Source organism: Microcoleus sp. AS-A8 (assembly GCA_039962225.1).
Lineage (GTDB): Bacteria > Cyanobacteriota > Cyanobacteriia > Cyanobacteriales > Coleofasciculaceae > Allocoleopsis.
Genome location: JAMPKV010000014.1, coordinates 82,399 through 98,853, shown reverse-complemented (window position 1 = coordinate 98,853; position 16,455 = coordinate 82,399). Strand labels below are relative to the sequence as shown.

Annotated in this window: 11 protein-coding genes; 6 read left to right on the top strand and 5 right to left on the bottom strand. The window is 45.4% G+C overall.

Translation table 11 applies throughout. The features are described 5' to 3' along the window. Window positions 1–3: 3 nt before the first annotated feature. The 3 genes from NDI48_21685 to NDI48_21675 form a co-directional block, all read right to left on the bottom strand. Window positions 4–3,510, bottom strand: a complete 3,507-nt coding sequence (locus tag NDI48_21685) for a GAF domain-containing protein (GenBank protein MEP0833782.1) — start codon at window positions 3,508–3,510, stop codon at window positions 4–6. A 35-nt stretch (window positions 3,511–3,545) separates the two neighbouring features. Continuing rightward, entirely contained in the window at window positions 3,546–3,785 is a 240-nt protein-coding gene (locus NDI48_21680; protein MEP0833781.1) for a hypothetical protein, read from the bottom strand. Between the two features lie 103 nt (window positions 3,786–3,888). Beyond that, complete coding sequence (locus NDI48_21675; GenBank protein MEP0833780.1) at window positions 3,889–5,787, bottom strand: AAA-like domain-containing protein; 1,899 nt, start codon at window positions 5,785–5,787, stop codon at window positions 3,889–3,891. A 665-nt stretch (window positions 5,788–6,452) separates the two neighbouring features. Between NDI48_21675 and NDI48_21670 the strand changes: the two genes are divergently transcribed. The 4 genes from NDI48_21670 to NDI48_21655 all read left to right on the top strand — a co-directional run bounded on the left by NDI48_21670 (window position 6,453) and on the right by NDI48_21655 (window position 14,108). Then, window positions 6,453–7,283 (top strand): metal-dependent phosphohydrolase, encoded by an 831-nt coding sequence (locus tag NDI48_21670; protein ID MEP0833779.1) that lies wholly within the window; start codon window positions 6,453–6,455, stop codon window positions 7,281–7,283. A 465-nt stretch (window positions 7,284–7,748) separates the two neighbouring features. Next, window positions 7,749–9,416, top strand: a complete 1,668-nt coding sequence (locus tag NDI48_21665; GenBank protein MEP0833778.1) for an ATP-binding protein — start codon at window positions 7,749–7,751, stop codon at window positions 9,414–9,416. A 126-nt stretch (window positions 9,417–9,542) separates the two neighbouring features. Continuing rightward, complete coding sequence (locus NDI48_21660; GenBank protein ID MEP0833777.1) at window positions 9,543–13,496, top strand: PAS domain S-box protein; 3,954 nt, start codon at window positions 9,543–9,545, stop codon at window positions 13,494–13,496. Window positions 13,497–13,724: 228 nt separating this feature from the next. Next, the gene (locus tag NDI48_21655) at window positions 13,725–14,108 is read left to right on the top strand and encodes a response regulator (GenBank protein ID MEP0833776.1); all 384 of its coding nucleotides are present in this window, start codon (window positions 13,725–13,727) and stop codon (window positions 14,106–14,108) included. A gap of 190 nt (window positions 14,109–14,298) precedes the next feature. Here the strand turns inward: NDI48_21655 and NDI48_21650 are convergent, their stop codons facing one another. Both NDI48_21650 and NDI48_21645 read right to left on the bottom strand, forming a co-directional pair. Beyond that, window positions 14,299–14,415, bottom strand: a complete 117-nt coding sequence (locus NDI48_21650) for a photosystem II protein Y (protein ID MEP0833775.1) — start codon at window positions 14,413–14,415, stop codon at window positions 14,299–14,301. A gap of 360 nt (window positions 14,416–14,775) precedes the next feature. After that, entirely contained in the window at window positions 14,776–15,330 is a 555-nt protein-coding gene (locus NDI48_21645) for a gamma carbonic anhydrase family protein (GenBank protein MEP0833774.1), read from the bottom strand. Window positions 15,331–15,444: 114 nt separating this feature from the next. Here NDI48_21645 and NDI48_21640 point away from each other — a divergent pair, with 114 nt between their 5' ends. Next, complete coding sequence (locus NDI48_21640) at window positions 15,445–15,954, top strand: TIGR02652 family protein (GenBank protein MEP0833773.1); 510 nt, start codon at window positions 15,445–15,447, stop codon at window positions 15,952–15,954. Between the two features lie 54 nt (window positions 15,955–16,008). After that, complete coding sequence (locus NDI48_21635) at window positions 16,009–16,449, top strand: VOC family protein (GenBank protein MEP0833772.1); 441 nt, start codon at window positions 16,009–16,011, stop codon at window positions 16,447–16,449. Window positions 16,450–16,455 lie beyond the last annotated feature (6 nt).

Below are 16,455 nucleotides of genomic sequence, written 5' to 3'. Positions count from 1 at the left end.
CAATCACGCTTGATTGAGGTTATTTCGTAGTGTTTGCTCCTGGCGCTTCACCTCTGCCAAAAGCTCAGCATTTTGTAAAATAACACCAGCTTGATTATTGAATATTTGCATATATTTTTCATCACTTTCATCAAAACTCATTCGGAAATGTTCCGGTGCTTCAATCCCATTCGTGGCTGGGTCGTAGTCAGGAAATTCACCGGGTTTCTTCTTATTCACTAACTGAGTGACACCAATCAAATCGCCATCAGGACTAAAAACAGGCATACACAACAAACTATAGGTGCGATAACCACTTTTTTGATCGGTTTTCCTAGCCGTTTCTGAATCTGGACGACCATACAGGTCAAAGGGAATATTAAGCGGTTTACCCGATTCTGCAACTTTACCGGCATAACCTTCTCCTATCCGCACTCGCAGTTCTTTTTCGGAACCATCTTCAAAGGGAATTTTTGTCCACAATTCCCCAGCTTTGTCATCGATCAACCATAAGGTGCTACGGTCAGCATTCATCAGTTTCTTGGCGGCTTCCATCACCCGCTGGAGAATTTCGTTAAGTTCCAAACTACTCTGACTGACAGAACGGGTCGCAGCCATGAGTGCTGCCGCTACTCGTTGAGCTCGGGTTGTTTTGTGATAGGAACGGAAGCTTTCTAGTATCATTTGAATCAAAGGAGCGTCTTCCGCAAACTTTTGTTCATCAGCTTTGGTAAAGCCCTGTTGATCCACTTTTTCGGCTAAGGAAGCTGTACGGTGATATCCCGGTTTTAATTTGTTGAGTAACTGGACAACCGCCACTAAATCACCTTGCTCGTTTAACAAGGGCAAGGCCAACATTGTATAAGTACGATATCCATTTTTCTTGTCTTGTTCTTTAGCTGTAATTGAGCGCGAATCGTCATAAAAATCGAAGGGAATATTGACGAGTTGCTTGCAAGATGCCACATGACCCACAATTCCTTTATCCGCAGGAATCCGAATTTCTAAAGAGCGTTCGCCTTCATCATCTTCTTCCGCGAGAATCGACCACAATTCATTTTTCTCTTCATCTAATAAGAAAATTGCGGTTCTATCAGCTCTCAGGGATTTCCCCATTTTTATGGTCATTGAGCGCAAAGTTGCATCAAGAACGTCATCAAATCCTTCATTTTCCATGACTTTACTAAGCATGGATAGGGTTTGACTGACTACATTTTCTTTGTGAGTTTTTACCTCTTCCTTGACCCTCTCAAACTTCTTGGCATTTTGCAGCGCAACCCCGGCTTGAGCGTTGAATATTTCCATATATTTCTGGCTGTTGGCATCAAAGCTTGCCTTAAAGCATTCTGGTGCTTTTGGCCAATCAGCAGGGTCGTAGTCAGGAAACTCACCGGGTTTCTTTTTATTTACTAATTGAGTAACACCCAACAGTTCACCATCTGGACTAAAAACCGACATACAGAGTAAGCTACAAGTTCGATAACCCGTCTGTTGATCTGTTTTTTTCGCGGTTCCACAATCGGGGTGATCGTAAAGATCGAAGGCAATATTTAGCGGTTCACCGGTTGCGGCAACTTTACCGGCATAACCTTGTCCAACCTGTACCCGCAGCTCCCTCACGGAGCCATCTTCAAAAGGTATTTTTGTCCACAACTCATTAGCCTCGCGATCTAGCAGCCATAGAGTACTTCTATCGGCATTCATGAGTTTTTTGGCGGCATCCATTACTCGTCCTAGGATTTCATCCGAATCCAAACTTTCAGAGAGGTAACGTGTTGCTTTCGTGAGCGCTTCTGCGGCGTGTAGCTTTTGGGTGAGTTTATAACAATCTTGACATCGCTCTAAAACACGTCGGATTGAAGGAGCATAATCCTCAAACTGTTTTTGATCAGCGGTGGTGAATCCTAGTTTGTCAATTCTTTCTGAAAGGGGAGCGGCGGGATTATTGATAGGCTTCAATTTGTTCAGTAACTGAACGGCCGCGACCAAATCTCCCTGTTCATTTAAGATAGGGAGCAGCAATTCATTATAGGTATGGTAACCATTTCCTGCGCCTCGCTTATCATAGGTGCTATCTGTATCCTCACAAAAATTAAAAGGCGTACTTACCAATTTTTTGAAATTAATGACCCGCCCTTCTGTCTCTTTGCTGGCTATAATTTCAATTTCCGGGTATCGACTGCTACCCTCCCTGGCAATAATTGACCATAGTTCTTTTTGGTCTTCATCGACAAATAAAATAGTGGTGCGGTCTACACTCACTAATTCACAGATTTTAAGAGTAATGGAACCTAAAATATCATGAAGGAGTTCATCAAATCCTTTCCCCTTCATCATACTGAGCATCGATAACAATCGTTGTTCTTGCTTGGTGACCAGTTGCATAAATTCGGCATGTAAGTCTACCAAGGCTTTTTTCACCAAGCTGAGATTAAATACAGAGGCATAAATACGATTACAAACTCTTAATTTTCCTTCTCGCTTGACAACTAACCCGGACAATCGCAATTCCAAGTGATCGGGACTGCCGGTGGCTTCTATTTCACCGTGTTCCAAAATTTGCTGATAGAGATCGAGTAGCGCACGGCTACGCTGCCCAATTCGCAGCAGGCGATCGCGGATCGTCTTAAGATGAGGGGGTTCATCCATCGCTTCCCAATTGTCAATAATCCGCGAGCGCACTAAATTTTCTACCCATAGTTCCTCGCCACCGATGGGTATAGGAGATTCCGAGGTAACAATGAAGTGGCAAAGTTTTTGCGTGAGAAACGGTTGTCCTCCTGTCCAATCCAATACCGCTTTCAACACGGCTTGGGGATAGTGAGATTTCAGGGCTAAGCCTTCAGCTAAAGGCTGTGCTTCTTCTAATTCAAAACCCTGCAATTCAATCGCCTGTCCCAAATTAAACGGGGTGCGAATTTTGTTTTGAATCAAATCTGAAGGGGTAGCAACTCCCAATAGGGCAAATGTTAGCCGATCATACTCAATGCAAGCCCGGATAAAGGCAAAAAAATCATCTGTTTTGAAATTTAAGCTGAGCGTATTATCGATTTCGTCTATAAAAATGACGATTTTTTGGCTGACGGAAGGCAGCAGCACCTGTTCGATAAACTCACTTAGGCGTTGCACCGGAGGCAGGTATTCGCGATCGCGCAACCAAGTGCGATCATTAACCTTGTCTAATAAATTAAATCCTCTCACCAGACTTCTGATCACCCCGTTGTACCACTTATCAGCGGTAATATCCTGGCTACCAATTTTCGTCAAATCAATCGCTGCACAGGCAAATCCTTCGGCTTGCAGTTTTTGCATGGTTCGTACCCGCAAGCTGGTTTTCCCCATCTGTCGTGAGTTGAGAACATAACAAAATTCCCCAGCCTTTAACCCTTCATAAAGTTCAAAATCGGCTTGTCGCACGACATAGCTAGGAGCATCCAATGGCAAATGCCCTCCAACTTTGTAGTGATAATCTGGATTTGGCGTTTTACTTAGGGTATGTTTCTGAGTCGAAAATACAGTATCCTCAATCATGGATGCTATCCCCTTGTTGTATTTGTGCCATAAATTCATTTGGGTTTGAGGTGAGTTTTCGCCAGACAACTGGCTGGTGGCAGCACCATCAGCGACTCACAAAAGTCATTCCAGTCATTGCCGCCACAAACATCCAGCCCGCCCAAAATCAGCCGGAGACTCAGCCCCAAATTGTGCCAATCGTCTAGCCGACAGCCAGCGCCATTGCCTAACTCACCGTACTGGCCAAAATCTAGCGCCCAGCTTGGGAGAGCTGCTATTGTAAATACACCCATGCCCCTACTCCTATCAAAGCGCCTATTCCCGCTCCCGGCAAAATCTTGTGAACGACTCTCAAGGGTAAGAAAAAGCTCCAAAACTTTGACAAGGCAATTTTCCTTAAGTTGTCGCTAACCGTTCATAAAAATATTGACGATACAAATCAAATCGAGGCGTAACATAATTTCCTTGTAAGTGTACCAAACCCAAACTGTGTAACTTAAACGCCAGCACGGACTCTAATTCCACAGGTGCATGAGTCGTCACAACTTTAGTAAATGCGGCGGCTAACTCCGGATGCTGCTGGAGATGCCACAAATGTCGGCGCAGATGGTCGCCATAAAGTCCCGCTTCTGTGGGGGCTAGGGTTAATAATTGATCGAGGGTAAGTTGTCCCGTCGCCATATGGTAAAGTGCGACCCGGACTAAATAAGGATGCCCACCGACAATAGACATGAGTTGCTCCACCTGAGAGGAATTCCAATTTAGACCGTGCCGCTGGGTCAAATCTTGCACCTGCTCAGGTATAAATTCCGGTAATTCAATCGGCAAACCCACATTAAATGGTGATTGATTCACATTCAACGGAACATAAACTTCCGTCGAGTGCACCACAACCAATCGGAGTTTTTCCCACAAGTCGCCATCACCATACCCAGCTTCTTCATACCAAGCTCGCAGTAAGCCAAAAAAATCATCAGCAATGGTTGGGTATTGAAAAACGCGATCAACTTCATCTAAACCCAATACCAGGGGACTATCGGTTTCTGGTAATAGGCAATCTTGAAAGTAATCCGTACAATTATCCTTACTTCCATAAGTATCCGTCCAATAATCCTCAACCTGATGAGGTAAACGGAGCTTGCGAGTAATCCTGGCACAGAACCACTGTAAGAGTTGATTCAAACTGCTGAAAACTTCTGCATCAGCATGTTGAAAAGAGAGGGGGACTGTGCGATATCCCTGCTCTTTGGCATGATATAAAATTCTCGCCATCAAAGACGTTTTGCCCATTTGTCTGGGCGCTTTAATCCGAATTAAAGCCCCTGGATGTAGAATTTCCTTATAACAGAGAGCTTCATAAGGAACTCGCTCTACATAAAAAGCAGAAGCGAGGCGCACTTGACCACTGGGTAACTCTGGTTCTGCCACAGGGAGCGGCGGACTATCAAGGGCAATCGTAGAAGAGTTGAGAGGGGTTGAGATTGATCGTGTTACACTTTCTCCATCTCCAAATTTTTCTTTCGCCCACTCACTTTTTTTCTCGAAATCTCCGGTTCCACCCTCTCCCTCTGTCAACAAATTCAGGATTTCTTGAATCAGTTTTGGAGTATCAGCAGGCGATTTCCATTCACGCTGCCCAATGCCCTGAAGGTAGCTACGTAGGTCATGATTCAAGGGCGCATTGAGGGAACAATTAACACGAATCGCTAGTACCAGAGGCTTGTGGTTTGGGCGGGAATCACGCAACTCTTTAGCCCGCCGCAACTTCTCAATCGCCATCTCACTCACGGCAGATTGAGGAGACAATAGCAACAAAAAATAGTCACACAACTTCAATTCTGTATCGATTTGAGCGATCCAATCTTCTTCCCAAGTGGGTAAATCTCTGCTAGTTGACCCTACAGTTGCCCTAAAGGTTTGGTGTTTAGCAGCCTGAACCGCTTCACACAACTGCAAGGCAAGTGTCAAGTCTGGCTCTTGTGCCCAATGCGAGATTAAAACTCTCTGTTTTGTCTCTACTTCTTCGACTTGCAAGGACTGTTTCTTGATAGCCCGCTCTAGCGCGCCTCGAAACATTTTTTTGCTAACTCTTTCCTCTAATACGTTTGACAGCTTTTTCCATAATCTATAACCAACGTATCTTTCTACATACTCAGGATTGAGAGGATAAATTTCCTCATAAGTCAAGTCTTCGTAAGACCCAAGGAATACTGTCCTCTCTAAGTCATTTAAATGTTTTCCTGTTTTGGCGTAAACTAATTTATCGGCAAACTCTAGTGCGTCTTCAGCTTTCATTGTTCTTTGTAAAATTAGGATTTTTTTTTAATCAATAACCAGAAATTTGATTTAAGGAATCAATTCATACTAAAGCTGACTGTTCAAGGCTAGGGTTTCATTTTCTATTTCGGTTGAGACATAGATCGCTCAGATTGTTGATATCGATCACAACTGTTATAAATCCTTAATTGTTAAGATCAGATTGAGTGCCTTGTATTTCGCCTCAAGTCTTCACTAAGTTTAAAGGGCATTTTGACGAGCGGCTTCTCTATTACCCTTGACTCCTTTTCCCAAAAATTCTGATTTAAGGGTAAAAACGTTTTGCTAAAAATTATACTACTCTAACTTTAAGCTTAAGTAGATAATCTGGCTTATTATTGAGCTTAATCACCAAATTTCATCGTTTTTTATGAGGTTTCATGAGGTTTACTGAGTTTTTGCTTTATTTAAGATTTCCCCCTTTCCATATCTCCATTAATATCCAATAAAATTATGAGGTTTCTTGATTCCTAATTACTAGAATTTTATCCAAAATAAGAGAAGAGTAAAATAATCCATTTAATTTTTTTGTGAAGTCTAAGCCTAACCTAAAAACTCATCCATCTATTAACAGATAGGTTAAGCACCTGTCTTCATGAACTTGATTCACCAAGTTAGGTTAATTTTTTTCAGAGGATACTAAGATGTTTAATCCAACAGCCGTCTTAATTAATAGCTGTGTTGAACGCCTGAAAGCTGGCTATCGCCAGACTTACGGTAACCTCAAACCGAACTATGCAGACATTTTGGGCTGGGCTGCAAACATGGCTTTGGAAATCATTGCCAATAGTGATGCTCTCTATCACAACATCGAGCATACTATCTTAGTAAGCTTAGTCGGTCAGGAAGTTTTGCGAGGCAAACACATCCGGGAAGGGGGTGTTTCCTGTGAGGATTGGTTGCATTTCATCATTGCCTTGCTGTGTCATGACATTGGCTACATCAAGGGAGTCTGTCAGCAAGACAAAGAAGACGAAAGCTTATATGCCACTGGTTTAGAAGACATCATGCTCTTGCTGGATTGTGGCTCCACAGACGCTAGCTTGACTCCTTTTCATGTTGATCGAGGCAAACTATTTATTAGCGAACGCTTCGGCAAGCACAATCTCATTGATGCCCAAGTTATCCAACGCTATATTGAGATAACTCGTTTCCCAGTACCTCTAGACGAGGAGCATTCCGACACCATCAACTATCCGGGTTTAGTCAGAGCGGCTGATTTGATTGGTCAACTTAGTGACCCACGTTACCTACAAAAAATTCCTGCCTTATTCTATGAGTTTGAAGAAACAGGCGTGAATAAGTCTTTGGGTTACTCCAATCCTGGCGATCTACGGAAGAATTACCCAAACTTTTATTGGAAGGGTGTATATCCGTACATTCAGCCAGCCTTGCGATACTTAGAGACAACGCAGGAGGGCAAGCAGATTATTGCCAATCTCTACGCTAACGTGTTTCGGGTCGAACACGAATAAAAGTTAAAAGGTCATGGGAAAAAGCAATCATCTTAATCGGATAGGGTGCGTTAGTGACAACATAGCGCATCATTCTCTTCAAGGCACTCCCATCATCCCAGGCTTGACAACTCTGCTTCAGTTCCGAAGTTCTTCTGCTAGGGGGGGAACTTCGCTTTTGTGATACAACTTCCAAATCCTCTTTGTACTTAAAACTTAGAGCGAGTTACCTTTCATACTAAATCCGGTCAGAAAACCCCTTGATTCCGGGACAGGCAGGGAAGCAGGGCGGGAACTCATACGAAGACAGGGGAAAAAAATACTGGATTTGCTATCACCGATAAATCTCCTGAAGGCCATGGGTCATACTGTAATACACTTTGCATAATCTTTACAGTTAATCAAGCGGCCTTCAACGGCTTGTAAAAATTAATTTTACAACCCTGAAAATTTTAAAATTTATGATTAATTGAATCTTATGTAAACATGCTGCACATGACGGATAACAACATCAATCACAAAACTGGGACTGGGAAACCTTCTTATTCAAGTAACGTATCACCCACTCAACCCAATCAATTTGTCTCAGATGTCAGTCACGAACTCCGCACGCCGTTGACCTCAATTCGAGGTGCGTTGGGACTTTTGCGCGGTGGATTATTAGACCCGAAATCTGACCAAGGCAAACGCCTATTGGAAATAGCCATCAATAATACAGACCGCTTGGTGCGCTTCACCAACGCCCTTGAGGCTACAACCCATGTCTTGGCACAAGCAACCACCACTCAAGATGCTATTTCCAAAATCTTACAAGCCCTCTGCGAGAGTCTGGGATGGCAATTTGGTCAATTTTGGGGCATAGAAGAGATAGGGGAAGAAGGAGGCGCTACCCTACTGTGTTGCCTTGACACTTGGCAGGTCGATTCCATCTCAATTGCAGAATTTCAGGTAACCTCTCAGCAGATGACCTTGGCACCGGGAATGGGTCTACCGGGTCGCGTCTGGGCTAGCGGCACTCCCCAATGGATTTCTGATGTCATTCAAGATGACCTGTTCCTGCAAGCCCCAATTGCAGAAAAAGACGGTTTACACGCAGCCTTTGGTTTCCCGGTTACTAGCGATCAGAAAATCCTGGGTGTTATCACCTTATTCAACCAAGAACTTCATCCGCTCGATAAAGATTTGCTCAAAATGATGACGGCGATTGGCAGCCATATCGGTCAGTTTATCGAACGCAAACGAGCACAAGAAGCTTTGGAGCGCTCAGAAGCTCAATTGAGAGAACAAACCCTTCAACTTCAGCAAGCCTTGCAAGATTTGAAACAGACCCAAGCTCAATTAGTACAAAGTGAAAAAATGTCTGCTCTCGGACAAATGGTTGCAGGTGTTGCTCATGAAATCAACAATCCAGTCAACTTTATTCATGCCAATATTAACTATGCTCATCAATATATTCAGGACATTCTACATTTAGTAAATCTCTATGTTAAAAGCTACCCAAATCCTACTCCGGAAATTCAACTTGAAGTAAAAAAAATAGATTTAGATTATATAAAATTTGATTTGCCAAAAATTCTAATTTCTATGAGAAATGGCTCAGAAAGAATTCGTCAAATTGTTCTCTCTTTGCGAAATTTTTCTCGTCACCATGAAGCCGAAAAAAAACTAGTTGATATTCATGAGGGCATTGACAACACTCTTGTAATTTTGCAAAATAAACTCGAATCCAAACAAGGAATAGCTGCTATTAAAATTATTAAACAATATGGCAATCTACCTCTGGTAGAATGTTATGCAGCACAGCTTAATCAAGTTTTTTTGAATATTATTAATAATGCCATTGAGGCGATAGATGAAGAAATAGAAAAGCGTCTTGCCGCAAATCTTTCCTTCTCGCCGCAAATTCATATTAAAACTGAGGTTCTAGAACCGGATGAGGTGTTAATACGGATTACTGACAACGGAACGGGCATGACAGAAAAGGATATACGACAAATATTCAATCCATTTTTTACCACTAAACCCGTGGGCAAGGGGACAGGATTAGGGTTAGCAATTTGCTATCAAATTGTGGTCGAAAATCACAAAGGAATGTTGAGATGTAAATCTAATCCAGGACAAGGCACAGAGTTTTTGATTCAGATTCCTGCATAAGAAATATCAAAATAAAAAATATTTAACGGCCTATTATGATGTAGCCAAAAAGTTCGCTCTCAAGGCTACAGACATAAGTAAAACCGTCTCTATTTCAATCTTTAAGCTCTATTATTAAACTGATTCATGACGGATAGTAAGGACGAGTTGGAAGTAAGAGTACAACAACGTACTGCTGAATTAATCCAGGCTAACGAGCAATTGCAGCAGGAAATCGCTGTGCGAAAAGCCGCAGAGATGGGATTGTACGAAAGCCAAGTGTCTCTAAAGCTAATTAACACCATATCAACCGGAATCACCACCGGAATGCCGCCTTTGCAAGTGATTGAACGGGTGGTTACACAGCTAAGCCAACATTTTAAACATCTGCGAGTTGCCTATTCTATTATTGACAAACAAGGTATTTTGAGAGTCATTCAGGCGATCGCACCACCCGAAATGCCACCATTGCAGGGGTTTGTCGTCGATTTAAAGGCGGCACCCGACTATCTGTGTGCTTTACGCCGCAACCAGCCACAAATCGTTGTAGATATTTTGAGTGACATCAAGCTAGCCCCTGTGGCTAGTGCCTGGATTGCCAATGGCACCAAAGCCTTACTCAAGGTACCACTGCGTCACGATACAGATGGATTAGTCGGCTTGCTGTGCTTTAACTCACCAGAACCTCGCCAATGGAGTCCTTATGAAGTCGCTACCTTGATCGAAATGGCTGACTACTTATCCGTTACCCTGAAAGAGGCTCAGGCACAACAAGAACGAACGAAAGCACAAGTGGCACTGCGAGAGAGTGAAGAACGCTATCGCCTGTTAGTGGAACTTTCTCCTGAGACTATCCTTGTTCAAAGCGAAGGGAATATTGCTTACATCAATCCCGCAGGAGTTAAACTCTTGGGGGCGGCGGGGAGTGAAGAACTCATTGGCACAGCCCTGTTAGACAGAATTCATCCCGTTAACCGAGCATTTGTGCAGCAGCGAATTCAGCAAGTTCAGGAACAAGGGCAGCAGGCATCCCTAGCAGAAATTCGCATGGTACGCGTTGATGGGCAAATGATTGATGTAGAGTCAATCCTCGTCGGTATTGTCTACGAAGGCAAACCCGCCGTGCAAATTTTAATTCGAGATATCACCGCTCGTAAACAAGCAGAAGCCGACTTACAAGCTCAAGCTCAACTGCTGGATTTGGCTCACGACACCATTATGGTACGTGACTTGAGCGATCGCATTATTTTTTGGAACCAAGGGGCGGTGAAAATGTATGGTTATACGAGAGCGCAAGCCCTCGGTCAAAAGGTCCGCACCTTGCTACAATCTGAATTCCCCCAACCGCTAGAGGATATCGAAGCCGAACTGTTACGCTATGGGCGTTGGGAAGGGGAGCTCGTGCATACCAGAGCAGATGGCTCTCGCCTTATCGTAGCCAGCCGTTGGGCATTACAGCGAGATGAGTACGGCATCCCCGTCAAAATTCTAGAAATTAACAACGACATCACCGAACGCAAAAACGCAGAGCAAGAGTTGCAACAAAGCGAAACCATGCTACGGTCTTTTTGCGAAGTAACAGCAGCGGGGCAACTCTACCTGAACCAATGCTTCCAAAAGATGTTAGCGATTGGTTGCCAGCACTTTGGTCTAGACTTTGGCTTTTTAGCTCATTTGGAGAGCAATCGCTACGAGATTATCGCTGCCCAAACGCCAGACAACTCCGTTGCCGTTGGTGCTGTCTTTGATGCCAGACAGTCCTATTGTCTAGAAGCCTTACGAATGTCAGAACCGCTTTGCATTCAAAACGCCAGTACCTGCGAGTGGCGGGATCATCCAGCTTATGTCGAGTTCCAAATGGAAACCTACATTGGGATGCGAGTGATTGTGAACAATAGCGTCTACGGGATACTTTGTTTCTGTAGCCATGTTCCTTCACGTAAGCCGTTCAACGCCGTAGACAAAGAATTGTTGAAGCTAATGGCACAGTGGATTGGTAATGAGATCGAGCGTTACTCAGCCACTGAGGCACTAGAACAGCTACGCCATCAAAACGAGTTAATTTTAAATTCAGCCGGGGAAGGCATCTGTGGGGTAGACTCGCGAGGAAACATCACCTTTGTCAATCCCGCCGCCGCAAAAATGCTGGGCTATAAGGTAGAAGAACTGATCAACCAGCCCATCCCTGCTCGGTTGTGCCATAGGGAAGACGGCACTCCCTGTACCTTGGAAGAGACGTTCCTCCAGGCGGTACTCCAAGATGGTCAAGTCCAACACTTCAAAGAGCAGGTATTTTGGCGCAAAGATGGCTCCTGTTTCCCGGTTGAGTGTATTGCTACTCCCATGACAGAGCGGGAGAGCGGGACTCGAGCTCATACGAGGATGGGAGGATGGAGCCGGAGCTCATACGAGGATGGGAGAGTGGGAGAATTGCTCAACTCAAATCTAGGACGGGGAACTAACCTTCACTCCCTCACTCCCTCTCCGATTGTGGGTGCAGTGATCACCTTCAGAGATATTACCGAACGCCTTGCCATTGAACGGATGAAAGATGAATTCATCTCGGTCGTCAGTCACGAATTGCGGACGCCTCTGACAGCCATTCGGGGGTCACTCGGTTTGATAGCGGGTGGACTGTTAACCACCCAACCGCAAAAGGCACAACGGATGCTGGAAATTGCAGCAGGAAATACTGACCGTCTAACTCGGCTGATTAACGACATCCTGGATATTGAGCGCATCGAGTCGGGCAAAATCCAAATGGAGAAAGAAGTCTGTAGCTTACACGACTTAATGGTGCAAACCGTGGAAGATATGCAAGCCATGGCTCAGAAGGTAGGGGTTACCCTTGCTGTTTCTCCGATAGAGGCTCAAATACAGGTTGATCGCGATCGCATTATCCAGGTATTCACCAATCTGATTAGTAACGCGATCAAATTTTCGCCTGCGAATACAACTGTTGAGATCGTTGCTGAACTGCAAGAGGCAGAAGAGATCTTGAGTGAGGAGCGATTTAACTCTACGTTGTTTTGTAGCCCAGTACCCCTAGCTGCCCAATCAAAACAGATACTCTTTAAAGTCAGCGATCGCGGACGGGGCATTCCAGAAGATAAGCTCGAAACCATCTTTGGGCGATTTCAACAGGTCAACGCTTCAGATTCTCGCGATAAAGGCGGCACGGGTTTGGGTTTGGCGATTTGCCGCAGCATTGTGCAGCAACATGAGGGTTCTATTTGGGTTGAGAGCAAGTTGGATGAGGGCAGCACGTTCTGTTTCACTTTGCCAGTTTTGGCTAAAAGTAGCGAAGTTGAGGAAAAAATATACTCCCCATCTCTATCGCCTCCTCTAGTTTTACTGTGTGATGACGATAGATCAATGCATGGGGTAATCAAACTCGTGTTGGAAAGTCGGGGATACCAAGTTGTCGCTGTAGCCTCAGGCGAAGAAGCGATTGCTCAAGCGGCGCTATTACAACCGTCAGTGATTCTGTTGGATTTGCTTATGCCTAGCATGAATGGCTGGGAGACAATGGCAATCCTTAAGGAACAGCCCGATACGAAACATATTCCCATCATTATTTTCAGTGGTTGGCTATCGGAGGAGGATAAATCCTCTCATCCAGAGGTGGCAAACTGGCTGTCCAAACCCTTGACGATGGAAACCCTATTTGAAACCATTAAGCAGTCGTTAAAGCAGCAAGCTAGGGTGACTCGCGTTTTGGTGGTGGAAGATGACCTAGATTTAGGGCGGGTACTGACGACGATGTTTGAGCGTCATGGGATTGAAGCTTATCACGCCACGTCTGGGCGAGAGGCGATTCAAATGAGTCAGCATGTGCTTCCCGATTTATTGTTACTCGATTTGGTGCTGCCTGAAGTCGATGGCTATGCAGTAGTGGAATGGCTGCGGCTGTATGACTGTTTGCACGAGGTACCGGTGGTGGTATATTCGGCACAGGAGCTGACTAAGGCAGAGCGCGATCGCTTGGCGTTAGGGCCTACGGAGTTTTTCACCAAAGGCCGAATTACCCCAGAACACTTTGAGCAGCGTGTGATTGCCCTGCTAAACCGAATCGTGACCAAACCTGAGCGCGATACATGAGTAAGGCGGCGGCAGTATGAGAGCAAGTTGCATTCAAACGGATCACTCACTCTCTCTCTTACCTCAGCGTCCTAGACTGACTCTGTGGTTTGTTAAATCTACGTTAGGCTGCAACTCAGTATGATGTCCTAACCATAGGCATAAACTATGGTAATCATAGGAAAACCCCAAAAGCTTCCTTCTGCCTAATTGCTAACAGCTGATAGCTAAGTGACAACAAAATCAATAATGACAACAAAGCGAATTCTAGTCATCGATGATGAAGATGATATCCGGGAAGTCGCCCAACTTTGCCTGGAGACGGTAGGAGGATGGGAAGTAATGACGGCGGCTTGCGGCGGTGAAGGTTTGGTTAAAGCTGAGACACAGCAGCCAGATGCCATTCTCCTAGACGTGATGATGCCAGACATGGACGGCCCCACGACCTTTCACCAACTACAGGCGAATGCTGCCACCCAGGACATCCCTGTAGTTTTTTTGACAGCGAAGGTACAAGCTGCTGAACAGCGCCGATTTGCCGAGTTAGGGGTAAAAGCGGTGTTAACCAAGCCCTTCGATCCTTTGACCCTGGCGAGTCAGGTAGCCAATGCTCTGGGTTGGAGTTCTGTTTAAATGTTGTTCTCGACCCAGATCTCTTGACACCATCGCACTGAGTCAATGCAACTTAAAAGAATTCCCTTGAGGTTCAACCCATACCCCAACATCTACACTCCCCAATATTGACACTCTTCAATAATAAAGCCAGCTTTCCTCTGGAAGTCTTTGGTTAGCTGGCTTCGTTCTAGGATGTACTCAGTACGGTTCAGGATTTACCGAGAAACCCCTGAACTTGTCTCAGGGCAACCGCACCAATATTGAAGAGTGCCCAGCCTGCTGCCAGGAGGATAGGAGACAAAACTATTGCTACACGCCAATCAATGTCCATATTTTTAGTCCTTTGCCTTAACGCTTGAAGTTTTTTGAATTATTCTCATTTTTCCATTTTTAAGCAAATTGGCATAGTTTGCCATAGGACTTCTTGAATTGAACCAGACACAGGAATTGGGCTTGTCAGGTGGAGGAGCGGGGGAGTGGGGGGGCGGGGGAGTGGGGGAGTTGGCGAGTGGGGGAGTGGGGGAGCGGAGGAGTGGGGGAGCAGGGGAGCAGGGGAGCAGGGAAAACAGCCTGCCATCTTTGACTGCAACTTGGTATCAGTCCGCTGATGGATGCACGAGCCTTATACACAGTCGTAGTCAAACGTAGTAGTGTATCTTTCCCCCATCCCTCATCCCCCACCCGCTTAGTCAGGCTTGGCAAACCCTAAATCGGTTCCCTTCCCAGCGTGAACAAGAGCCAGTTTTTCATAACGACGCGCATGTTCAATCAGTCCCAACGCCTCCGCTTCAGCAATATCGCGTAATCGCTTAGCCGGAACTCCAACCACCAGCGAGAAGGGGGGAACATCTTTACTCACCACCGCACCAGCACCCACAATGCTACCTGTACCCACACGCACACCATCTAGCACGATGGCACCAATGCCAATCAAACTACCGCGTTCAATGTAAGCTGAATGAATCACAGCGCGATGACCAACCGTAACATGGTCTTCAAGAATGGTGGGCTTGCCGGGGTCACCATGTAAAATTGCCCCATCCTGAATATTTGTGCATTCACCAATCTCAATGCGCTCAACATCGGCCCGCACAACGGCACCGTACCAAATGCTGACTCCAGGGGCTAGTACGACCTGACCCATGACAACCGCATTCGGGGCAATAAACGCCGCAGGAGAGAGGTCAGGAGGTGACCAGAAAGAAGTAGTTAATGAGAATTGCTTATTGAGCTCGTTCACAATCTAGAGTTAATTCAATATGTTTGCTCAAAACATCTTCTGAAGCAAACAGATCCCTAGATATAATAAAGCCACAGGGCTAGCACACAAGGGAAAGACGGCTATAGGTATGTAATGATCAATTCAAGTTTGCAGTACCCCATCTTTGGTCCAGAGATTCAGTGTCCTCACTGCCGTCAGATGATTCCGGCATTGACCCTGACCGATACTTATCTGTGTCCACGTCATGGTGCCTTTGAGGCAGACCCAAAAACTGGGGAATTGATTCATTTACAATCCGGACGTCACTGGCGTCAGTGGAACGATGAGTGGTATCGACAACACACGCATCCGGACGGAATTCGTTTTGAAATTCACGAAGCGCTAGACCGGCTCTACACTCAAGGCTACCGAGCGACACGGGTGATTATTGCCAGTCGTTATAAGGAGTTAGTGAGTGCTTACCTGGAGCGTAGCACACCTTGGCGATCGCCTTCAGAACCCGCTAAACCCAGACTTTACGGATTGCCAGTAGAATTCAGCCCCGATCCGGAACAAGAGCCTTGCTGGGAAGTGATCAATTTTGATTTGGAAAAAGAACCAGGGATACCCGTGCGTTATCCTTACTTCCGAATTTTTGAGTAGACACGACTCTTTTAGATTTTAGATTGGAGGTTGAGTCACTCAATCCAAAATCCGATGCACCACGCTTCAATTCGCACAGCAGACATTCATCGCGCGATCGCATTCTACGAACAACTGGGATTTACCGTCTGTGAACGCTTCACAGCCGGTATTACTCTCGCTTGCTGGATGGAAGGGTTAGGAGGGCGGATCGAACTGATTCAGATTCCCGAACCCCGTCCTGCGCCCGACGCCTTTGGGGACGAACATTATGTTGGCTATTACCATTTGTCTTTCGATCTCACCGATGCGGTAGCGAATCTCCCGACTTGGTTGAGCAACTTACAAGAAGGCTTTGCCGAAGCATCAAGCAAAAACCCGGAAGCGTTGCAACCCCTGAAAATTCTTTTGGAACCGACTCAACAAATGATCGGTTCACGGGTTTACGAAGTGGCTTTTATTGCCGACAGCGATGGTCTACCGCTAGAATTTCTCCGAGTCCTGAGTACTCAATAAGCCCAA

What these genes read in the sequence shown, in the direction of transcription:
- NDI48_21685 (MEP0833782.1), bottom strand. Translation starts at nt 3,510, where the DNA reads ATGATTGAGGATACTGTATTTTCGACTCAGAAACATACCCTAAGTAAA.
- NDI48_21680 (MEP0833781.1), bottom strand. Translation starts at nt 3,785, where the DNA reads ATGGGTGTATTTACAATAGCAGCTCTCCCAAGCTGGGCGCTAGATTTT.
- NDI48_21675 (MEP0833780.1), bottom strand. Translation starts at nt 5,787, where the DNA reads ATGAAAGCTGAAGACGCACTAGAGTTTGCCGATAAATTAGTTTACGCC.
- NDI48_21670 (MEP0833779.1), top strand. Translation starts at nt 6,453, where the DNA reads ATGTTTAATCCAACAGCCGTCTTAATTAATAGCTGTGTTGAACGCCTG.
- NDI48_21665 (MEP0833778.1), top strand. Translation starts at nt 7,749, where the DNA reads ATGCTGCACATGACGGATAACAACATCAATCACAAAACTGGGACTGGG.
- NDI48_21660 (MEP0833777.1), top strand. Translation starts at nt 9,543, where the DNA reads ATGACGGATAGTAAGGACGAGTTGGAAGTAAGAGTACAACAACGTACT.
- NDI48_21655 (MEP0833776.1), top strand. Translation starts at nt 13,725, where the DNA reads ATGACAACAAAGCGAATTCTAGTCATCGATGATGAAGATGATATCCGG.
- NDI48_21640 (MEP0833773.1), top strand. Translation starts at nt 15,445, where the DNA reads ATGATCAATTCAAGTTTGCAGTACCCCATCTTTGGTCCAGAGATTCAG.
- NDI48_21635 (MEP0833772.1), top strand. Translation starts at nt 16,009, where the DNA reads ATGCACCACGCTTCAATTCGCACAGCAGACATTCATCGCGCGATCGCA.